At 72.0% G+C, this 19865-nt stretch carries 12 protein-coding genes; 6 read left to right on the forward strand and 6 right to left on the reverse strand.

The genetic code is table 11. From position 1 onward, the window contains the following. Window positions 1-63: 63 nt before the first annotated feature. Window positions 64-1188 carry a hypothetical protein gene (locus tag BS83_RS42020; protein WP_051943581.1) on the reverse strand — a complete coding sequence of 375 codons (1125 nt, stop codon included), beginning with the start codon at window positions 1186-1188 and terminating at the stop codon, window positions 64-66. A gap of 134 nt (window positions 1189-1322) precedes the next feature. On the opposite strand from BS83_RS42020, the gene BS83_RS22065 reads away from it, so the two are divergent. Continuing rightward, complete coding sequence (locus BS83_RS22065; protein ID WP_037605322.1) at window positions 1323-2723, forward strand: VWA domain-containing protein; 1401 nt, start codon at window positions 1323-1325, stop codon at window positions 2721-2723. Continuing rightward, window positions 2720-3574, forward strand: coding sequence for a hypothetical protein (locus BS83_RS22070; RefSeq protein ID WP_051943583.1), 855 nt, complete (start codon window positions 2720-2722; stop codon window positions 3572-3574). Before BS83_RS22065 ends, BS83_RS22070 begins: the two co-directional genes overlap by 4 nt. An 82-nt stretch (window positions 3575-3656) precedes the next feature. On the opposite strand, the gene BS83_RS46585 is transcribed toward BS83_RS22070, so the two are convergent. Together BS83_RS46585 and BS83_RS22075 are read right to left on the reverse strand one after the other, a co-directional pair. Next, window positions 3657-3815 (reverse strand): hypothetical protein, encoded by a 159-nt coding sequence (locus BS83_RS46585; RefSeq protein ID WP_198035280.1) that lies wholly within the window; start codon window positions 3813-3815, stop codon window positions 3657-3659. 72 nt (window positions 3816-3887) lie between these two features. Further along, a complete protein-coding gene (locus tag BS83_RS22075; RefSeq protein WP_408641028.1) occupies window positions 3888-5033 on the reverse strand; it encodes a glycosyltransferase family 2 protein in 1146 nt (381 codons plus the stop codon). A 304-nt stretch (window positions 5034-5337) separates the two neighbouring features. Between BS83_RS22075 and BS83_RS42025 the strand changes: the two genes are divergently transcribed. From BS83_RS42025 to BS83_RS22090, 3 genes are all read left to right on the forward strand, one after another. Further along, window positions 5338-6936: a GDSL-type esterase/lipase family protein gene (locus BS83_RS42025; protein ID WP_051943585.1), complete on the forward strand. Its 1599-nt coding sequence runs from the start codon at window positions 5338-5340 to the stop codon at window positions 6934-6936. Between the two features lie 325 nt (window positions 6937-7261). Beyond that, on the forward strand, window positions 7262-10372 hold the full coding sequence (locus tag BS83_RS22085; RefSeq protein ID WP_037605323.1) for a putative bifunctional diguanylate cyclase/phosphodiesterase: 3111 nt from the start codon (window positions 7262-7264) through the stop codon (window positions 10370-10372). Window positions 10373-10393: 21 nt separating this feature from the next. Then, window positions 10394-14650 carry an amino acid adenylation domain-containing protein gene (locus BS83_RS22090; protein WP_051943588.1) on the forward strand — a complete coding sequence of 1419 codons (4257 nt, stop codon included), beginning with the start codon at window positions 10394-10396 and terminating at the stop codon, window positions 14648-14650. Between the two features lie 56 nt (window positions 14651-14706). Here the strand turns inward: BS83_RS22090 and BS83_RS22095 are convergent, their stop codons facing one another. Both BS83_RS22095 and BS83_RS42030 read right to left on the reverse strand, forming a co-directional pair. Further along, on the reverse strand, window positions 14707-15396 hold the full coding sequence (locus tag BS83_RS22095) for a response regulator (RefSeq protein ID WP_037605324.1): 690 nt from the start codon (window positions 15394-15396) through the stop codon (window positions 14707-14709). After that, a complete protein-coding gene (locus BS83_RS42030; RefSeq protein ID WP_051943590.1) occupies window positions 15393-16502 on the reverse strand; it encodes a sensor histidine kinase in 1110 nt (369 codons plus the stop codon). The genes BS83_RS22095 and BS83_RS42030 overlap by 4 nt, the downstream gene beginning before the upstream one ends. A gap of 481 nt (window positions 16503-16983) precedes the next feature. Here BS83_RS42030 and BS83_RS22105 point away from each other — a divergent pair, with 481 nt between their 5' ends. Next, window positions 16984-17589 (forward strand): DUF2306 domain-containing protein, encoded by a 606-nt coding sequence (locus BS83_RS22105; RefSeq protein WP_051943592.1) that lies wholly within the window; start codon window positions 16984-16986, stop codon window positions 17587-17589. Between the two features lie 514 nt (window positions 17590-18103). On the opposite strand, the gene BS83_RS22110 is transcribed toward BS83_RS22105, so the two are convergent. Continuing rightward, on the reverse strand, window positions 18104-19792 hold the full coding sequence (locus tag BS83_RS22110; protein WP_037609629.1) for an SWIM zinc finger family protein: 1689 nt from the start codon (window positions 19790-19792) through the stop codon (window positions 18104-18106). Window positions 19793-19865 lie beyond the last annotated feature (73 nt).

Here is a 19865-nt window from a genome sequence, read left to right on the forward strand (position 1 = left end):
AGACCGGGCGTCGTCGGCGCGGAGCCCGGCCACGCCACCAGGATCGCGGACGCTGGAGCGGGTTCACTCGCTGTACGTGAGGACGGGGTGGGCCGGGTCCGCGGTGCAGCCGAGCAGCCACAGCCGACCGTTGCGGCCGCACCACACGCCGGTGGGACCACCGGCGTCCCACTCCTCCGGGTCGGTCCACGGGAAGCCGGGATCCATGGTCGGCAACCACGGACCCACCAGTGCCTCGAAGGTCGCGCCGAGCAGCAGGAAGGTGGGCGCCCCGCAGACGCAGTGGTCGTCGGGGAGGGGGAAGAAGCCCAGATGCGGCAGCCAGCCGCCGAGCTTCCAGCCGGGCACGCCCGCGTGGTCGGAGTAGTCCTGCCGATCGAACTCGGCCCGGGGCTCCCCGTCGGCGGTCCATGCCGCGCAGGCACGCTCCAGCGCGGGCGGGAGGATCCCGAGCATGGCGCTCTCGAAGTCGTCGCCCCCGGGTTCGCTGAGGGTGATCGGCGGATGCTCCTCGACCGACTCGGGGTGCAGGACGCAGGGCCGTGGGGTGAAGTCGACGTCCTCGTCGCGGGTGAAGAGGTTCAGGTCCGGATCGGCGTCCCGCACGGAACCGAGCTCCGCTTCGGTGCGCCAGTACAGGCGCACGCGCGGTTCGTAGGTGTCCTCGTGCGGATTGGGGCACCACACCACCTGCAGCACGTCGGTGCCGCCAGGGAACATCCACTCCGGCAACGGCAGTGGCCCTGCGGGCAGGTCGCGTCGGTACAGCTGCAGCACGGAGGCCATCACCACCGGCTCCGCCGGGATCACCCGCGGCGGGTCGGACGCCGGCGGAGCGACCGGCAGCGTGTCGAGCCCGTGCAGGACACAGGTCAGCCCCGCCGCGACGCCGGGGTCCAGCCTGCCCACATCGGTCCCGCCCTCGAGCGCCTGACCGCGCAGGATCCGACGCATGTCCGCCAGGGCGGCTTCCTGGGACACGGGTTCGCCCCCGTCCAGCTCGTGGTCGTCCGCGCAGGTGGGCCACGGCTCGTCGACGGGCCACAGCAGCGGGCCGCCGACGGAGCTGTCGCCCACGCCGGGCGCGCCGCGCCGCGGGTGCAGGCGCAGGGCCGGGCGCGCGTAGTCGGCCAGCCCGGGATGCCGTGCCGGCAGGTCGGCGCGGCCGCGCGGCGTCGTGTCCACCATGGTTCCCACTCCCTGTCCCCCGCATGACGTCACGTCAGCCTGATCGTTCGCGGTCCGCACGGCCACTCGCGGAACCGGCGGCGCCGCCTCCACTCGTGATCAGGACGCCCCACGAAGATCAGTACGATCACCCGGTGATCATCCTCAGAAGGGCGGCAGCCGGGACCGCAGCCTGGCTCGCCGCACTGGCCCTGCTCGGCGGTCTCCCCACGACCGCCCACGCAGACAGCACCGACACCTCCGCCCAACCGCCCCCCAAGGTCGAGCTGATCCTCGACGCCAGCGGCTCGATGCGCACCGCCGACATCGGCGGCATGAGCCGCATCTCGGCCGCGCAGCACGCCCTCGACGAGGTCGTCGACGCCCTGCCCGACCAGGCCCAGGTGGGCCTGCGCACCATCGGGGCCACGTACCCCGGCAACGACAAGGCCGTCGGCTGCAAGGACTCCCAGCTGGCCGTGCCCATCGGCCCGTTGAACCGGGTCGAGATGAAGACCGACGTCGCGACGCTGCGCCCGGTCGGCTGGACGCCGATCGGCCTGGCGCTCCGCGCGGCCGCCAAGGACCTGGGCGTCGACAGCTCCAGCCGCCACATCGTGCTGGTCACCGACGGCCAGGACGACTGCGCTCCGCCGGACCCCTGCGACGTGGCGCGCGCCCTCGCCGCCGACGGCACGCACCTCACCGTCGACACCCTCGGCCTCACCGAGGACGACAAGGTCCGTCGGCAACTGACCTGCATCGCCCAGGCCACCGGCGGCACCTACACCGAGGTCCAGACCGAGGGCGAACTCAGCACGCGGCTCACCCAGCTCGTCGCCTCCGGCGCGACCCAGACCGCCGCTCCCCCGGCCCCGACGACCGGCGCGTCCTCGTGCGCCACCGCACCGCTGCTGACGCCCGGAGTCTGGACCGACCGGCAGAGCCCGCAGCAGGAGCACTGGTACCGCGTGGCCGTGCCCGCCGGTCAGGAGCTGCGCGCCTCCGCGTCGATAGCCATCGACCGCGCGGTGCAGCCGCACTACGACATCACCATGCGCGCCACCACCGCCGACGGCCGGGAACTGGCCCGCGGCGCGGGCGCGGAGAGCGGGCGCAACGACGTCGTCTCCACCGGTCTGCGTGCCCAGGCTCCCCCCACGGACCCGAACGCGGCGTCCGCGACGGCCGACGGCACGACTTCTGACGCGGCGCCACCGACTCCGGCCGACGCGGGCGCACCCACGCCCTCGGACACCTCCGCGACCACCACGACCACCACGACCGACGGCGCGGCAGCCACCATGACGGACGGCACGATCTGCCTGTCCGTCGCCAACGCCTTCAGCGTGCCGACGGCCGGCACGGGCCACCAGCCCGGCTTCCCCGTCGAGCTCACCATCGACGTCGTCCCCGGCGCGTCCGCGACGGGCGGCGCCCCGTGGCTCGGCTCCGGCTGGGCGCTGGTCGGGCTGCTCGCGCTCATCGGTCTCGTCAGCGGTCTGATCTTCGGCTGGCTCGCCCGCTGGCGTGTGGCCGTGTGGAGGGTACAGTGACCAAGCTCCGAATTCTGCGCACGGCCGGGACGTTGAGCCTGCTCGCGCTCCCGTTCCTCGGGGGCGTCGCGCACGCGGACACCGCCGCGCCGTCGGGGTCGGACTCACCGTCCCCCGCGGCGTCGACGAGCGCCGCTTCCGCGCCGGCCGGAACCTCGTTCCGCACCGCCGGCGCACTGACCCCCGGCCAGACCGCCCAGGCGTCGGGGGCGGTGGGCGACTACTTCTACTGGTCCTTCCAGGCGAAGGCGGGTCAGCGCCCGAACGTGACAGCCACGGTCCAACTGCCGCCCGCCGCCAAGCGCCAGGGCGCGGAGACCTGGCGTCTCGACCTCTACGACGGCCTCCGCCGCGCCCAACCCTGCGTCGACGGCTCTCCGCAGGCGCAGGCCGGCGGCGGCTCCGACTCGGTGCAGCTCAGCTGCACGCTGCCGACCGTCCGCAGCTCGGCCGAGACCTGGTCCGACGACCCGCTGCCGGGCACGTACTACGTCCGGCTGACCGTCGGCGACCTCGCGGAGCAGGATCTGGGACTGCCGGTCGGCGCACAGCTGAGCCTGGCCGCACCGTCGGACTCCGACGCCGCCGCCGGCGGTTCGCTCTCCACGCCGCTGTCCCTGCCGACCGCGGGCCCGAGCGCCACGCCGGCGGCGACGGACGGAAGCCCGGCGCAGAGCGCGTCCGCCTCGGCCGCACCGGCCGCCACCGGCTCGTCGTCGGGCTTCTTCTCCGGTCTGTTCTCCGGTGGGAACGCCCGCTGGTGGTGGACCGGAGGAGGCGCGGTCGCGGCCGCCCTCGCAGGCGTCCTCGGCTTCACGCTCACCCGCCACCCGCGCCGCTGGTTCTCCTGACAGCGGCACCGCCGCCTGCCCGCGCGTCGCGGGCAGGCGGCGGTCACCTCGAAGGAGAGCGGCAGCCAGGGCCGACCGGCCGTCAGCGTCGGCGCGGAGCCAGCTTGTAGAGGGCCAGTCCGGCGGCGATGAGGGTGGTGGCGGCGACGAACATGGCCAGTGAGTGGTAGCCGAAGCCGGTCGCGGCCAGGGTCGCGCCTCCGGCGCCGGCGGTGCCGATGCCAACGGGACGGGTGTACATGGGTTCTCCTCGGATCGAGCTGGCAGGGGGACGGGGACAGCGGGAGAGAAGGTCGTTCACCGGAGCGTGTGGTCAGGTGGCCACCCAGCGCTCCTCCTTGCGGCGGATCAGCCCCCACAGCGAGGAGAAGAACACCGCGTGCTGGAACAGGTCGTAGAACATCTCCGGCACCAGCACCACCGCCACGAGCATCTGCAGCGGACCGCCGCGCCGCACCGAGACGACCTTCTCCAGGACGAAGACGATGCCGATCGCGGTCCAGAACGGGGACAGCCCGGGCAGCCCGTAGACGGTCAACTGCAGGGCGATCAGGACCAGGTAGGCCATGAAGCTCAGGGCGCCGAAGCCCAGCATGAACTGCTGCACGAAGTACGGGGCGGTGACCCGGGTCCAGCCGTAGTCGCGCAGGTTCTCCAGGGCGCCGCGCTGCCAGCGCAGGCGCTGGTGCCAGAGCTTGGAGAGGGACGGCATCACCTCGGTGACCACGGCACAGGCCGCCGGGGACATCGCCCGGTAGCCGAGCGTCTTCACCGCCTTGGTGATCTCGTCGTCCTCGGTCAGCGAGGCCAGGCTGTAGAACTCGGTGCCGCCGCCGATCCTGCCGCTGCGGCGCGCGGCCCTGACCTCGCGCAGCACCCGGGCGCGGAACACCGTGCCGGTCCCGGTGAGCACCTGGGCCCGGTTGCCCCGTCGGGCGACCTCCCAGGAGTACCGCTCGAACTCCATCCGCTGGAGCAGCCCGAGGAACCCGCCGCCCGACTCACCGTAGAAGACGCCGCCCACGGCGCCGACCTTGCGGTTGAACGCGCCGAGCGCGGTCTCCAGGAACTCGGGCGCGAGCACGGTGTCGGCGTCCTGCACCAGCACCAGGTCCCGGTCGTCGAGGGCGGGCAGCGCCCAGGCCAACGCCTGGTTGAGGGCACCGGCCTTCTTGTCGCGGTTACCCATGGTGGCGAAGACCTGCGCGCCGTGGGCCGTCGCCACGGCGGCGGTCTCGTCGGTGCAGTTGTCCGTCACGACGACGATGGCGTCGGGAGCGCGGTGCTGCTGCCACAGGCCGTCGATGGCGGCGGCGATGCGGTCCTGCTCGTTGTGCGCGGGTATCAGCGCGATCAGCCGGGCGGGAGTCTCCTCCTCCCCCGGTGCGGCGTGGGCGGGACGCCGGGCATGCCGCCCACCGGGCACGGACGTGTCGTGCGGTGGCGCGAGGAGAGACAAAGGAACTCCGAGCGAGTGGTGCGTGCCGCTGCCCGGATCCCCCCGGTGCGAGCTTGCCGAACTTCACAAATCCTCCACGAGATCCCGGAGAACGGAGGAGCTCGTGTCACTTTCGTGCACCAGCCGTGATCAATCGACTACAGAACACATAGCCCACTGACAGCTTCGCCCGCCCCGGATGGACTGAACGGGCCAGGGCCGGTTCAGTCCCGTGGATACGCCTTCCACCGGTCCCGGGTCGCGACGAGTCTGGAAACACCGGCCGGCCACGGAATCTCACCTCTCCTCACTCCTGGGACCACCCATGAAGCGACTCGTCACCCTCACCGCCCTGGCCGTCGCCGGCCTGCTGGCACTGCCGCTCGCGCCCGCCGACGCCTCCGCCCCGGTCGCGTCCGCCCCGGTCGCGCCCGCGGCGACGCCGACCTCCGCAACCCCACCGCAGTTGAAGATCCTGCCGCTCGGCGACTCGATCACGGCCGGCTACCAGAGCTCCACCTGGAACGGCTACCGCGGCCCGCTCATGCAGCTGGTCGGGCAACAGACCCGGTACACCGTGAACTTCGTCGGCACCCAGTTCAGCGGCACCATGGCCGACAACGCGAACGAGGGTCACAGCGGCTACGAGATCCAGGGCATCCTCGACAACGTCGACGGCTACCTGGCGGCCAATCACCCCGACGCGGTGCTGCTGCACATCGGCGTCAACGACCTCAACAACAGTGACGACGACCACGCGACCGCGGCCACCCGGGCCGAGACCCTGATCGACCGGATCTTCACCGACCAGCCGGGCGTCACGGTCATCATGCAGGGCCTGATCCCCACGACCGCGGGCGTCCCGGCCAACCCGGCCCTGCCGGGCCTGATCAACACCTACAACGACCAACTCCGCGCCTGGGCCCCCGGCGAGGTGCAGGCGGGCAGGCACTTCACCTTCGTCGACGCCCCCGCCCTGACCCCGTCCCAGTTCGCCGACGGCCTGCACCCGGACGACGCGGGCTACAGCCGGATGGCCCAGGCCTTCTACACCCCGCTCGACCAGGCCTTCACCAAGGGCTGGGTGGTCGGCGGCCCGCCCACCCCGTACGAGACGCCGACGCCCGCCCGGCCCGCCCGGGTGGCGGCCGGTGACTTCAACGGTGACGGCAAGCTGGACGTGGTCGGCATCGACGCGAACAACAACATGCAGTTCTACCCGGGCAACGGCGCCGGTGCCGTCAGCGGTCCCGGCACCGCGATGCTGGGAACCACCGGTCTGTGGGCCAACTTCAAGGCCATCGCCGCCGGTGACTTCAACGGTGACGGCAGGACGGACGTCGCCGGGATCGACGCCAACAACAACATGATGCTCTACACGGGCGACGGCGACGGCCACCTGACCGGCGGCACGAACATGATGCCGGGCACCAACGGGCTCTGGGTCAACTTCAAGGCCGTCACCGCCGGAGACTTCACCGGCACCGGTCACCTCGGCATCGCGGGCATCGACGCCAACAACAACATGATGTTCTATCCCGGTGACGGCACCGGCCACCTCGGCAGCGGCACCGCCATGCTCGGCACCACCGGCCTGTGGACGGGCTTCAAGGCCGTCACCGCCGGAGACTTCACCGGCACCGGCCACCTCGGCATCGCGGGCATCGACGCCGACAACAACCTCAAGTTCTACCCGGGCGACGGCACCGGCCACCTCGGCAGCGGCACCGCCATGCTCGGCACCACCGGCCTGTGGACGGGCTTCCACGCCGTGATGGCGGGCGACTTCACCGCCGCGGGAAAACTCGGAGTCGCCGGAATCGACGCCGACGACAACCTCAAGTTCTACCCCGGCGACGGCACCGGCCACCTCAGTGGCGGCACCCAGATGCTCCCCGGCAACGGCCTCTGGGTCGGCTTCTGACCCGCGGGGGCGGGAACGGCGGGACCGCGCCCGGTGCGGCCGTAGGCAGCGGTGGCGGGGCGGGTGCAGGACGGGCGGGCCGTCCCTGCACCCGTCCCCACGTGCGGAAAGAGAACCCCCGGGTTAACGTGGTGGGACAAGTGGGGCCAAACTGCTCAGGGCGTTGAGGAGGACCGCGAGGGGCCACGGAAGTCGCCCACTCGCGTACGGCCGGCCGACACAGGCGCTTGCCACGACGCGGATGCGTCCGTCATTCCTCAGTCCCGCCGATCAGGCGCGTGAGGTGGCAGTGGTGGAAACTCCGCGACGAACGCGAAATCTTCTGTTGGCCGGTTTCACCGTGTGGGTCGCCATCCTCACGGGTGTGTACTACGCGGTGTCCAGTCAGCGACTGATATTCGTCGCCATCGGGCTCAGCGGCGTGGCCGCGATCGGCATCGGCGTCATGGTCAACCGCCCCGCGGGGCGCATGCCCTGGGTCCTGCTCGCGGCAGCGAACCTCAGCTTCGCCGCCGGCCAGGTCACCCAGATCGTGCTCATCCAGTTCCTGCACGAGGACCCGTTCCCCTCGCTCGCCGACGCGTTCTATCTGGCCACCTACGGGCTGTACGCCGCCGGGCTGTTGGGGTTCATCCGCTGGCGCACCTCCCGTCGGGACCAGGCCGGGCTCATCGACGCGCTGACCCTCACCGCCGGCCTCGCCCTGCTGATCTGGATCTACGTGATCGTCCCCTACGCCCAGACACCGGGCCTGTCCTGGATCCAGAAGGCGATCTCGATCGCCTATCCGCTCGGCGACATCCTCGTGCTGGCCATGCTGCTGCGCCTGCTCGCGCTCCGTGGCGGCCGGAGCGTGTCGCTGCTGCTGCTCACCGGCGGCACCGTGGGCCTGCTCGCGTCCGACGTCGCCTACGCGCTCATCCAACTCAACGGCACCTGGCACACCGGCACCGTCGTCGACCTGGGCTGGGCGGTCTTCTACGGGGCCTGGGGCGCGGCGGCGCTGCACCCCTCGATGACCACGCTCACGGCGCCGGTCGCGCCGTCGCCGCCGGAGACCGCACGCGGACGCCTCGGCCTGCTGACCCTGGCCTCCCTGATCGCGCCGTGCATGCTGCTGTTGGCGGCGGCCCGGGGCGACACCCGCAACGCCGGCGTCATCGGCGCGTTCTCCGCCGTCCTGTTCCTGCTCGTGCTGTACCGCCTCTCCGGCGTGGCGGCCACGCACCGTCAGGCCGTCACCCGGGAGCAGGCGCTCCGTGTCGCCGTCGGCGCCCTCGGCCAGACCACCTCCGGCCACGACGTGGCGGTCGCGGTCGATTCGGCCACGGCCGCGCTGCTCGCCAACCACCCCGGCCAACAGGCCCTGTTCGCCCTCAAGGACGACGGCGGGGTCTGGCTCACCTCCGCCGCGGACGGACGGATCGAAACCGGACAGCCGCTGATCGGCGAGAGCGTGCGCGCCCTCGCGCCCGACGGACGGGCCCACCAACTCCCGCTGGCCAACCTGCCGCCGGAGCTGCGCGAGCGACTGGGCGGCCTGCACAGCGCGTTGATCTGTCCGCTCAACCTCACCGAGCCCGGCCTGCCGGACCTGCTCGTCGGCGGCCTCGTCGTCGCCGGGGACGAGCGGGACCTGGTCATGCTGCACGACAGTCTGGTCACCCTGATGACCCAGGCGGCGCAGGCGCTGCAGCGGATCCTCCTCAGCCGCGAGGTCAGCAAACGCAACAGCGAGGCCTACTTCAGGACCCTGGTGCAGAACGCGTCCGACCTGATCCTCATCCTCGACGGGGACCAGATCCGGTATGCCAGCCCCTCCGCGGGCCAACTGCTCGGCATGCCCGAACTGGTCGGCTGCCGGCTCACCGACCTGGTGCCGGGACAGGAGACCCACACCGTGCTGCGGACCCTGCAGCAGATGCGGAACAACGACTACCGCGGCCGCCGTGAGCACTGGCGGATGCTGCGCGCGGACCAGGCCGTCATCGAGGTGGAGGCGCGCTGCAGCGACCTGCGGGACGACCCCACCGTCGGCGGCCTCGTGCTGACCCTGCGTGACGTCACCGAACAGCGCAAGCTGGAGCGGGAACTGACGCACCGGGCCTTCCACGACCCGCTCACCGGGCTGGCCAACCGGGTCCTGTTCCAGGAGCGGGTCTCCCACGCGCTGACCCAGAGCGGCCGCGAGGGGACCGTCGTGGGCGTGCTCCTGGTCGACGTCGACGACTTCAAGGTCATCAACGACGTGATGGGCCACCCGGTGGGCGACGAGCTCCTGGTCGCCCTGTCGCTGCGGCTGTCGACCGCGATGCGCGCGTCCGACACCGCGGCGCGCATCGGCGGCGACGAGTTCGCCCTGCTGATCGAGAACCCCATGACCCCCGAGGACGTGGAAGCCTTCGCGGACCACGTCCTTGAGGTGTTCGCGGAGCCCTTCCGGCTCAGCGTCGGGCCCGTCAGCGTCTACGCGAGCATCGGGATCGCCACCACCGAGGACAGCTTCGACCCCACGGAACTGCTCGGCCACGCGGACCTCGCGCTCTACGAGGCGAAGACCGCGGGCAAGCGGCAGTGGCACCGCTACCACCCCTCGCTGCAGACGGGCATGGTCGAACGCCATGCGCTGCAGGAGAGCCTCGACCGGGCCGAGGTCGAGTCCTTCCAGGTCTACTACCAGCCCATCGTGGAGCTGAGGTCGGGACGGATGACCGGCTTCGAGGCGCTGCTGCGCTGGCCCCACGCCACCCGCGGCATGGTGATGCCGGAGGAGTTCATCAACCTCGCCGAGGAGAGCGGGCAGATCGTCCCGCTCGGCAGCTGGGTGCTGGTCCAGGCGGCCAAGGAGGCCGTCAACTGGCATGCGCTCGCCGCCGAGGGCGCCCATCCGGGACAGCCGGTCGCACCGCCGTACGTCAGCGTCAACGTCTCCCCGCGCCAGTTCCGCGACCGCAGCTTCCTGGACGTGATGCAGTGGGTCCTGGACCGCTCCGGCGTCGATCCGCGGTTCCTGGTGCTGGAGCTGACCGAGACGCTGCTGATCCGCCGCGACGAACGGATCACCGCCGACATGCACGCCCTGACCGACATGGGCATCCGCATCGCCATCGACGACTTCGGCACCGGCTACTCCTCACTCAGCTACCTGCGGGAGTTCCCGATCTCCATTCTCAAGATCGACAAGTCCTTCACCGACGAACTCGGGCGCTCGCCACAGCAGTTCGCACTCGTCGAAGGCATCACCCACCTCGCGGACACCCTCGGCATGGAGGTCATCGCCGAAGGCGTCGAGAACTCCGTCCAGCAGGAACTGCTCATCTCGATGGGCTGCCCGCTCGGGCAGGGTTACCTGTTCGCACGCCCGATGGACGCCGAATCCGCGCAGTCGCTCGTGCTCGACGAGGCTGCCGGCATCGCCCCCAAGCAGGTCAGCTAGCAACCAGCGCGGAGCCCTCACGTGACGACCGAACACGCCGGCCCAGAGGAGGTCCAGGAGCCGCACCACGTGCTGTGCGACAACGGTCGGCACCGCGCCGTGTGGCCCGCGCACCTCCCTGTCCCCGACGGCTGGCGGGTCGTCGACCCGGTTCCGCGCACCGCCGCCGAATGCGCCGCGGCGCTCGCGGCCGGGGACCACCCGCCCGGGGTGCTTGCGGCGGACGCCGCGCCCGCGGCGGATGCCGAGGGGCCGGCACCGACGCAGGACCGGCCGCAGGCGGCACCCGCCGCGACCGCCGGCACAGCTGTGACCGCTGCGACCAGTGCGACCACTGCGACCACTGCGACCGGGGCGACATCTACGGCCTCCACGACCTCTCCGGCAGTGGGCACCGCCTCCGGCGTCGCCACCGTCTCGGCCCGTGTCCGCGCGCGGGCGTTCGCCGCGCCGCACGCCTCCGCACTGCGCTGGGACGGGGGCGAACTCGACTACCGCACGCTCGACCACGACGCCGACCGGCTGGCCGCCCGGCTGCAGGACGAGGCGGGAATCGGCCGCGGGGACGTCGTCGCGCTGTGCCTCGACCGGACCGCGGGACTGGTCGTCGCGATGCTCGCGGTGCAGCGGGCCGGGGCCGCCTTCCTCCCCCTCGACCCCGGCGCGCCCAGCCGGCGGCTGGTGCAACTGACCGCCGACGCGGGCGCAGCACTCATCCTGACTGATCGTCACCATGCGGCCGGACTGTCCGGGGCACGCTCCGGCCAGGTCCGCACCGTCGAGGATCTCGTCGCGCTGCCCGACCGTCCGGACCGCCCGCCCCCGGAGGACCCGGACCCGGACGACCTCGCCTACGTGATCTACACCTCCGGCTCCAGCGGTCCGCCGAAGGGGGTCGCCGTCACCCACCGGTCCCTGTCCGGCTCGCTGGCCGCCAGCGCCGACTACTACGGCCTCGGGCCGGGAGACCGGGTGCTCCATCTGGCCGCCGTCGGCTTCGACACCTCACTGGAACAGATCTTCGCGCCGCTCACCAGCGGGGCCACGGTCGTGCTCACCGAATCCCGTCCGTGGGCCCCCACCGACCTGCTCCGCGGCGTCCCCGAACACGGCATCACCGTCCTCGACATGACCCCCGCCTACTGGCGGCGCCTGCTCGACATCCTCGGCCCCGGCCAGGAGCACCTCGCGAGCGTGCGGCTGGTCATCCTCGGCGGGGAGATCATCCACACCGGCGACTGCCACGCGTTCCTGCGCCACTTCCCCGGCATCAGGCTGGTCAACGCCTACGGGCTGACCGAGACCACGATCACCTCCACCACCTGCGACCTCACCTACGAGCTGCTCGCCACCCCCACCGGCGCGCCCGCCCCGGTCGGGCGCGCCCTGCCCGGAGGCGACGTGCACGTTCTCGACCACCAGTTCCGGCCCGTCGCGCCCGGCGAACGCGGCGAGGTCTACATCGGCGGCAGCCATCTGGCGGAAGGCGTGTGGCGGCGGCCCGACCTCACCGCCCTGCAGTTCCTGCCCGACCCCTTCGCGCACACCCCCGGCGCCCGCATGTACCGGACCGGCGACACCGGCCGCTGGCGGCCCGACGGCAACCTGGAGATCCTCGGGCGCATCGACGAGCAGGTCAAGATCCGCGGGTACCGGATCGACCCGGGTGAGATCGAGTCCGTGCTGCGCGCCCAGCCGGGCGTGCGCCACGCGGTGGTGACGGTCCGCCAGGATCGCGGCGACCCCGAACTCGCCGCCTACTACACGCTCACCGACACCCCGGGCAGCCACGCCCGGGCCGACGGGGACCGGCTGCGCGGCGCCCTGGCCGAGGCACTGCCCGGCTACATGGTCCCGACCTCGTTCGTCGCGCTGCCGCAGATGCCGCTGACGCCCAACGGCAAGGTCGACCGCAAGGCCCTGCCGCGGAGCGGCCCGCTGCTGCCCACCCCTTCGGCCGGCGCCAGGCCCGTCGACACGCCGACCGCGACGCTCCACCACAGCCTGGCCCACCTGTGGGCCCTGATCCTCGGCCTTCCGCACGTGGACGCCGGCGACGACTTCTTCGAACTCGGCGGCAACTCGCTGCTCGCCATGGAGATGCTCGCCCGGGCCCGGGTCATGTTCGGGATCGACGTCGACCAGATCCGCGAGCTCACCAGCTCACTGCTGCGCCACTCCACCCTCGCCGCCTTCAGCGAACGGCTGCGCCAGGCCCGCGCCGGAACTCTCAACGACGCCGAGCGCACCGAGGTGGACTTCGCCGCCGAATCGCAGCTGTGCCTCGCGCTGCACCCGGGCACGGGCCGCCCGCCGGTGTGGCAGCAGCCGGGCGACGTCCTGCTCACCGGAGCCACCGGTCTGTGCGGCATCCACATGCTGCACGACCTGGTCCGGCACACCGACGCCCGGATCCACTGCCTGGTCCGCGCGGCCGACGCCGACCAGGCCTGGGAGCGGATCCGCGCCTGCCACCAGCGCTACCACCTCGACGACCTGCCCGCCGAGCTGCGCGGCGAGCGGATCCTGCCCGTCGTGGGCGACCTCGGCCGCCCCCGGTTCGGGCTCCCGGCCGACCGCTTCGCGGAGCTCGGGGACACCGTCGACCTGATCTACCACTTCGGCGGCCAGGTCAACTTCATCTTCCCCTACCAGAACCTCCGGGCCGTCAACGTGGAGTCCGTGCGCGAGATGGTCCGCCTCGCCGCTCCGCGGCGGATCCCGCTCCACTTCACGTCCACCATGGCCGTGCTCGCCGGCTTCGGACCGGTCGGCCGGCGCGAGGTGACCGAGGAGACCCCGCTGGACTACGCCGACTACCTGACGGTGGGATACGTCGAGACCAAGTGGGTCGCCGAGGCGATGCTCAACGAAGCCGCCCAGGCGGGAGTCCCCATGGCGCTCTACCGGCTCCACGACGTCACGGGGCCGGTCGGCACGGGCGCGGTCAACACCACCACGGAGATCTGCGCGCTGATCCGGTTCATCGCGGACACCGGCATGAGCCCCGACCAGGAGTTTCCCCTGGACCTCCTGCCCGCCGACTGCTTCGCGGGCGCGGTCCGACACATCTCCACGACCCGGCCCGCCAGGGGGCAGGTGTACCACCTCACCAACCCCGAGCCGGCGCTGATGAGTTCACTGGGCGAGTGCCTGCGCGGACAGGGCTACAAGGTCGAGACCGTGCCGTACCGCACCTGGGTGACCGCCCTCGTCGAGTTCGCGGCCGCGCATCCGGCCCACCCGGTGACGCCCTTCGTCCCGCTCTTCGTGGACCGCTGCGCCAGGGCCGACCTCACGGTCAGCGAGATGTACCTGTACGACGTGTTCCCCGCCTTCACCCGGACCAACACCGAGCACGCCCTGGCCGACAGCGGGCTGCGGATCCCGCCGGTGGACCTGCCGATGCTGGACCGCTACGTGGACTTCCTGCTCGCGGAGGGCTACCTGCAGCCGCCGCAGGGACGCAGCGACGGGCCCGGCCGCGTCGCCGACCCCGTCTCCTGGCCCGACCTCGACCTCTCCCATGCCCCCACGACCGGCCCGGTCGCCTTCGGCGCCGACCTCGGCCCCGAGAGCCTGCTGGCCGGCTACCGCGCCGGCGCCTACCCGATCCCCCTCCCCGACCCGTCCGCCCGCGCCGCGGTCCAGCGCGCCAACGCCCCCGAGGCGGCCGCGGGCGGCATCCCGCTGCTGGGACCCGCCGACGCCGGCGACCCCTGGTCCGTGGCCTGGTGGTCCCCCGACCCCCGCCCGGTCCTCGACCCCACCGACGTGCACCTCAGCCACGGCCTCGCCCGCCGACTGCGCCACCGCCTGCCGTGGACGACTACCGCCGACCACGCCTTCGAACGCGTCGTCCGCGCCTGCCGGGCGCGGCGCGAGCCGCTGTGGCTGACCGACGAACTCATCAAGAGCCTGGTCCTGCTGCACGATTCGGGCGCGGCGCACAGCGTCGAGGTGTGGGACGAGGAGGGCGACCTCGTCGGCGGCGTGTTCGGCGTCCGGATCGGACCGGTGTTCAGCATGGACTCGATGTTCAGCTCACTGCCGGGCGCGGGCCAGGTCGCCGTGGCCGACCTCGCGCAGCGGTTCCGTCAGGCGGGCGGGACCCTCCTCGACGCCCAGTGGGACAGCCCCCACGTCCGCGCCCTGGGCGCGGCCCTGCTCCCACGCGAGCGGTATCTCGCCCTGCTCCACGTGCCGGGCCCGGGCGACGCGCCGATCCCGACCGAGGTCGAACCGGTCCGGCGGCTGGCGCCGCGCCGGATCGCCTGAGCCGCGCATCGCAGCTCCGGGAGCGGAGCTGACGAGCCGATCGACGACTCGAGCGCTCAGTCCCCTGCCCCGAAGGCGTCGCCCTCGGACGCCATCAGGCCGCTCTGATAGGCGATCGCGACCGCCTGGGCGCGGTCGCGCGCGTCGATCTTCGCGAGGATCCGCTTCACGTGGGTCTTCACGGTGGACTCGGCGAGCAGGAACTGCCCGGCGATCTGCGCGTTCGAGTGGCCCTCGGCCACCTGCCGGAGCACCTCCCGCTCCCGCGCCGTCAGCCGGGCCAGGCGCGGATCGGTCGGCCCCGGCCGGTCCCGCCCCGGGCCGGCGGCCACGATCTGGCCCACCAGGTCACGGGTCACCGCGGGGTCCAACACCGACTCCCCGGCGGCGAGGGTCTGCACGGCGTCGATGAGACGCTCCGGGGAGGCCCGCTTGAGCAGGAAGCCGGCGGCCCCTGCCCGCAGGGCGCCCCACACGTAGTCGTCGTGGTGGAACGTGGTCAGGACCAGCACTCGGGTGGCCCGCCGCTCCGCCACGATCCGGCGGGTCGCCTCGACCCCGTCGATGCCGGGCATCCGTACGTCCATCAGGACCACGTCCGGCGTCGTCGCCCGGCACAGCTCCACGGCCTGCAGCCCGTCGGCGGCCTCGCCGACCACCTCGATGCCGTCCTCACTGCCCAGGACCAGAGCCACCCCGGCGCGCAGCAGGGCGTCGTCATCGGCGACCACGACTCGGACGGTCACGGGGCCACCGCCGCCGGACTGCCGAGGATCGGGCTGCCCGGGACGCGGATCGGGAGAACGGCGTGCAACCGGAAACCGCCCCACTCGCCGGCGCCGTGTTCCACGCTGCCGCCGAGCTCGCGGACCCGCTCCGCAATGCCGCGCAGGCCACGTCCAGGGACGTAGCCACCGCCCACGCCGACCCCGTCGTCCTGGACCTCCACGTGGACCGCCGCTCCGTCGCACCGGACCGAGACCTCGGCTCGGGAGGCGCGTCCGTGTTTGACCGTGTTGGTCAGGGCCTCCTGGACGATCCGATAGGCCGACAGGTCGAGCGGGCGGGGTGCCTGGTGCACGTCGGGGTCGACCCGTGCGGTCACCCGGATCCCCGCCAGCTCCATCCGCTCGGTCAGCGATGCCAGGTGCGCCAACCCCGGCAGCGTTCCCGGCTCCTCCTGACGCAACAGACCGAGCACCCGGTCCAGCTCCTCCAGGGCCTGACGACCGGTGTGCTCCATCGTGCTCAGCAGGCCCCGGGTCTGCTCCGGGTCCCGGTCGAGCAGCCGGCGGGCGGCACCCGCCTGCACGAGCAGCACGTTGAGGGTGTGCCCGACCAGGTCGTGCAGCTCCCTGGCGATGCGCACCCGCTCCTCGGCGACCACCTGGTCGCGCAGTGCTCGGCGCGCCGCCGCCTGTTCCTCCTGCTTGCGGGCCGAGCCGTATCCGAGCGCCCAGACGAGCAACCAGACGAACAGGACCGCGGCCGGCATCAACTGGTAGGTGCGCGCGACTCCGGAGAAGTACGCGACCATACCGAGCAGCGCGATGACCGGTCCCAGCCTGGCCCAGGCCCGCGTGCCGCGCAGGCCGAGCGAGTACAGGCCGAGCAGGTTCGCGTACGGCGAGACCGGGCTCGGCAGGACGAACAACGCCTCGGCGGACAGAGCCGCAGTCCCGACCAGGTACGCGGCGAGCGGAAACGTCCGGCGGACGGCGAGCGCGGCGGCGATCAACCCGCTCAGCGCGAGTGCCTCGGGCATCCGGTCACCGATCCGGGTCGCCGCACCGAGCCGCTCGGCCACCATCGCGGCCAGGAACGCGGCGGCCGGCGCAACGTCGAGCACCACGGGACCGAGGCGCGCTCGACCTCGGATGACCAGTTGGGCCGACGGTGGCCGAAGTCGCCCGAGGGCAAGGCCGCTGGCCGGGTTCGGCCGACTCATCACAGCTCCATGGGTGGGGCGTCATCGCTGCGCGGCGACTTGATCGAGCCGAGCCTAGCGACCGACGGCCCACTCCACCTTGCCCTGAGAGGGTAGGCAAGTCGTACCCCTGGTGGGGTATTTGAGCGCCCGTCCGTCGGGTTCCCGGCTGCCCGCCTGCTCGGCTCCGCCGCGACAGCCGGCTCCCACCGATACCCCGACCGAGGTACCGGGGCCGCCCCCGACAGGTGGACGCGGTGCGCCAGGACCGGACCGTAACTTTCCCGCCATGACCGCTCCCGTACCCACCAGCAGCCCATCCGCTCACGCCAAAGCCGACCGGGACGGCGGAACCACACGGAAGAAGACCCCACGCCGGTTCCGGATCAGGAGCGGCTGGATCAGCATGACGGTTCTGGCCACGCTGACTGCGGCCTTCTCCGCGCGCTACTTCACCCTCGACCCCAGGCTGTTCCTCGCACAGCAGCGCGCCGTCTACGTCGCGAACCTCGTCCCGCTGCTCCTCCATGTGGGCGGCGGCATCCTGGCCCTCGCACTCGGCCCCTGGCAGTTCGTACCCCGGATCAGAGCGCGGCATCCGATGGCGCACCGGGCGATCGGGCGGATCTATCTGCTCAGCGCCCTGGCAGCCGGGCTCGGAGCCCTCCTGCTGGTCCCGAAGGGGCTCTACTGGCCGGTCGCCCCCCTCGGGTTCGCCGGGCTCGCCACGGCGTTGCTGCTCGCGTCCGGCATGGCCTACGCCACGATCCGGCGCCGGTCGATCACGGAGCATCAGATCTGGATGATCCGGTCCTACTCCCTCATCTTCGCCGCTGTCACTTTCCGCGTCTGGCTGACGCTCTTCTCCAGCGCCGGCCTTTCCTTCCCCACGGCGTACATGAGCGGGGCATGGCTCTCCTGGCTGATCAACCTGCTGGTGGCCCAGCGGTTGATCGTTCGGGTCCGGTCCCATCGGAGCGCCCGGGTATCCGTGCCGGACGCCGGCTCGTGACCTCCGCTGCCCTTGCCGCGGTCGACCAGACCTCGCGAGCGGCCTGTGCCGCGCCACCCGCCGGACGCAGCCGACGTTAGGCCGTCGCATCAACAGGGAGCCCCATCCTCTGGTGATTCGCGCCTGATCAGCGCCCGCGCTCCCGTCGAACGCACAAAAGACCTGCGGCTCCATGATCACTCATGGAGCCGCAGGCCGGATGTGCGCCGCCAGGGACTCGAACCCCGGACCCGCTGATTAAGAGCCGCTCTAGATCATTTCCCGGTAGTACCAACACACTACGGAGTGCACTAATCTAGGCCGATCTGTCCGACTTCGAGGTGCCCGCAAGTCCCGACGCTGCCAACGGGTATCAATCGTGATCGGCGCCGCCGCTCCCACCACGCTCCCACCACCCGGACGCGCGGTCACGGCTACCGGAGCCTGGCATCACAAGCCCCAAGACACTTCAGCCCGAGCCGAGACAGTCCTGGCCCTCGCTCGCCACTGCCGGCACGGGAGGCCATCCAACGGGTCACAGGCCGTGCTGATCGAGCAGCCGCATCAAGTTCCGCTTGCGCTTCTGCCCGGCACGCAGCGCGGCCACGTATACGTCGAACTCCCCCAGTGTGCCGAGGGCTTCATGACAGGCGCGGGCGCTGACCAGCAAACGAAGAATCTGCCGGTACGCCGCCTCGCCCGTTACGGCCGTCAGCGGCTCGACCGCGCGCAGATAGACCTTGAGTGCCTCACCCGGGCGCTGGGCCGACACCAGGTCGGCCAAGGTGAGCCACTGTTGATCCGTGGCCACCCCGGTCGCAGCAACCCAGGCTTCCTCGAGATCCCCGTCGTCCACCAGCGCGTCGATCCACGCGGCGGGCGACCGCCACGGCCTCTCCGCCTGCTTGAGCGCCTCGGCACGCAGCACCTCCAGCGCCGGGCCACGCTCGGCCGGCCAGCAACCATCGGCCTGCGCCGCCCGGCGCAAGCGCTGGTAGGCGGCCAGACTCAGCTCCGCACGCAACCGGTCACGGCGGATTTCCACCGCGAGCTCTGCCCTGCCTGCGGCCTGGTAGCGGTCACACAGGTAGTCGACCAGGCCCGAGTCCACCCTCCCGGCGGGTGCGGCGGAGGAGGCGACCTCGAGGCCTCGGGTCGCCCACTCCAGCGCCTCCCCGGATCGGCCGGCAGCGTCGAGTTCCCGCGCGACCTGCAGATGGGTGGCACCCGTGGGGGCCAGATCGGCCGCGTACACGGCCACGACCGCGTCGACGTCGTCTTCCAAGCGCGCCAGCTGCTGCTTGAGGTGCTTGAGCGTCCAGTCGGACGGGTGACGGTGCCACGCCTCCGTCACCAGGGCGTCCAGTCGCGCCTTGCCCGCCGCACCGAGCACGTCGAAGTAGTCGGTGACGTCAATGTCGAGCAGGTCACCGCCGGGACCGGTCAGGTGCGCGAAAAGCCACTCCGCGGTCTCCTCCGGAGCGGCCTGCGCCGCCCGGCAGGCGTCGAGATGAACCTGGCCCAACTCCTCGACCACGCTGCCCAGCTGCCCCGAGGAGTCGTCCACGCTCTCGTAGGTGGAGGCGAGGCTTCGGAGCGCTTCGCGGGCCACCTCCACCGCCTGCTCGACGTAGTCGGTTTCCAGCAATGAGCCGATCGCCCGGACCGCTTCCGCGACCTGCTCGGCGTAGGCGTCCGCATCCGCGTACTCCACGAAGCCGTACTGGCTGAACGGAGAGGCGTCCAACAGCGCACGAATGCGCACACGCATCGCGTCTACGTCGGCGCTGTCCGCAGCCGCACGCAACTCCAGCCGACGGCGTAGCGCCCGGTCCTGGGCAACCTGTTCCCGGACCAGTGCCAGCAGTTCTCCTTGGCTGCGGGCCTCCAGCCACTCGTCCAGATCTCGACGGCCGCGCTCCGCCTCAGCCCGCTGCCCCGGAACGGCGGCGGCCCGACTCAGCAGCACCAGCCCCACCGCGACACAGTGCTTGCAGAAATGGCCCTCGCGACCGTACGGGCAACTGCACTCACCCCTCAATCCGCCGCCCCGACCGGTACCCAGTTCGACCCGGTAGGCACTGCCGCCGTGGACGGTAGCCGTGGCCCCGGCCTCCAGCACCTCCAACCCTGAGACGGCACCCGTGTACTCCAGGCCCCGCTCGAAGGACCGGACCCCCGCTGCATCCCGCAGCTGCGCCTCCGAGAAGCCCACCCCACTCATGGACATCAGCCTCACGCTCCACAGCAACCATCAGCGGATTCGCCCTCCCGGCACCGCCGACGACCAGTATCCC

This window comes from Streptacidiphilus rugosus AM-16 (assembly GCF_000744655.1).
Lineage (GTDB): Bacteria > Actinomycetota > Actinomycetes > Streptomycetales > Streptomycetaceae > Streptacidiphilus > Streptacidiphilus rugosus.

Bases quoted from the DNA above. Each gene is read 5' to 3' on its own strand.
- BS83_RS22110 (WP_037609629.1), bottom strand. From the start codon at position 19,792: ATGAGTGGGGTGGGCTTCTCGGAGGCGCAGCTGCGGGATGCAGCGGGG.
- BS83_RS22105 (WP_051943592.1), top strand. From the start codon at position 16,984: ATGACGGTTCTGGCCACGCTGACTGCGGCCTTCTCCGCGCGCTACTTC.
- BS83_RS46585 (WP_198035280.1), bottom strand. From the start codon at position 3,815: ATGTACACCCGTCCCGTTGGCATCGGCACCGCCGGCGCCGGAGGCGCG.
- BS83_RS42025 (WP_051943585.1), top strand. From the start codon at position 5,338: ATGAAGCGACTCGTCACCCTCACCGCCCTGGCCGTCGCCGGCCTGCTG.
- BS83_RS42020 (WP_051943581.1), bottom strand. From the start codon at position 1,188: ATGGTGGACACGACGCCGCGCGGCCGCGCCGACCTGCCGGCACGGCAT.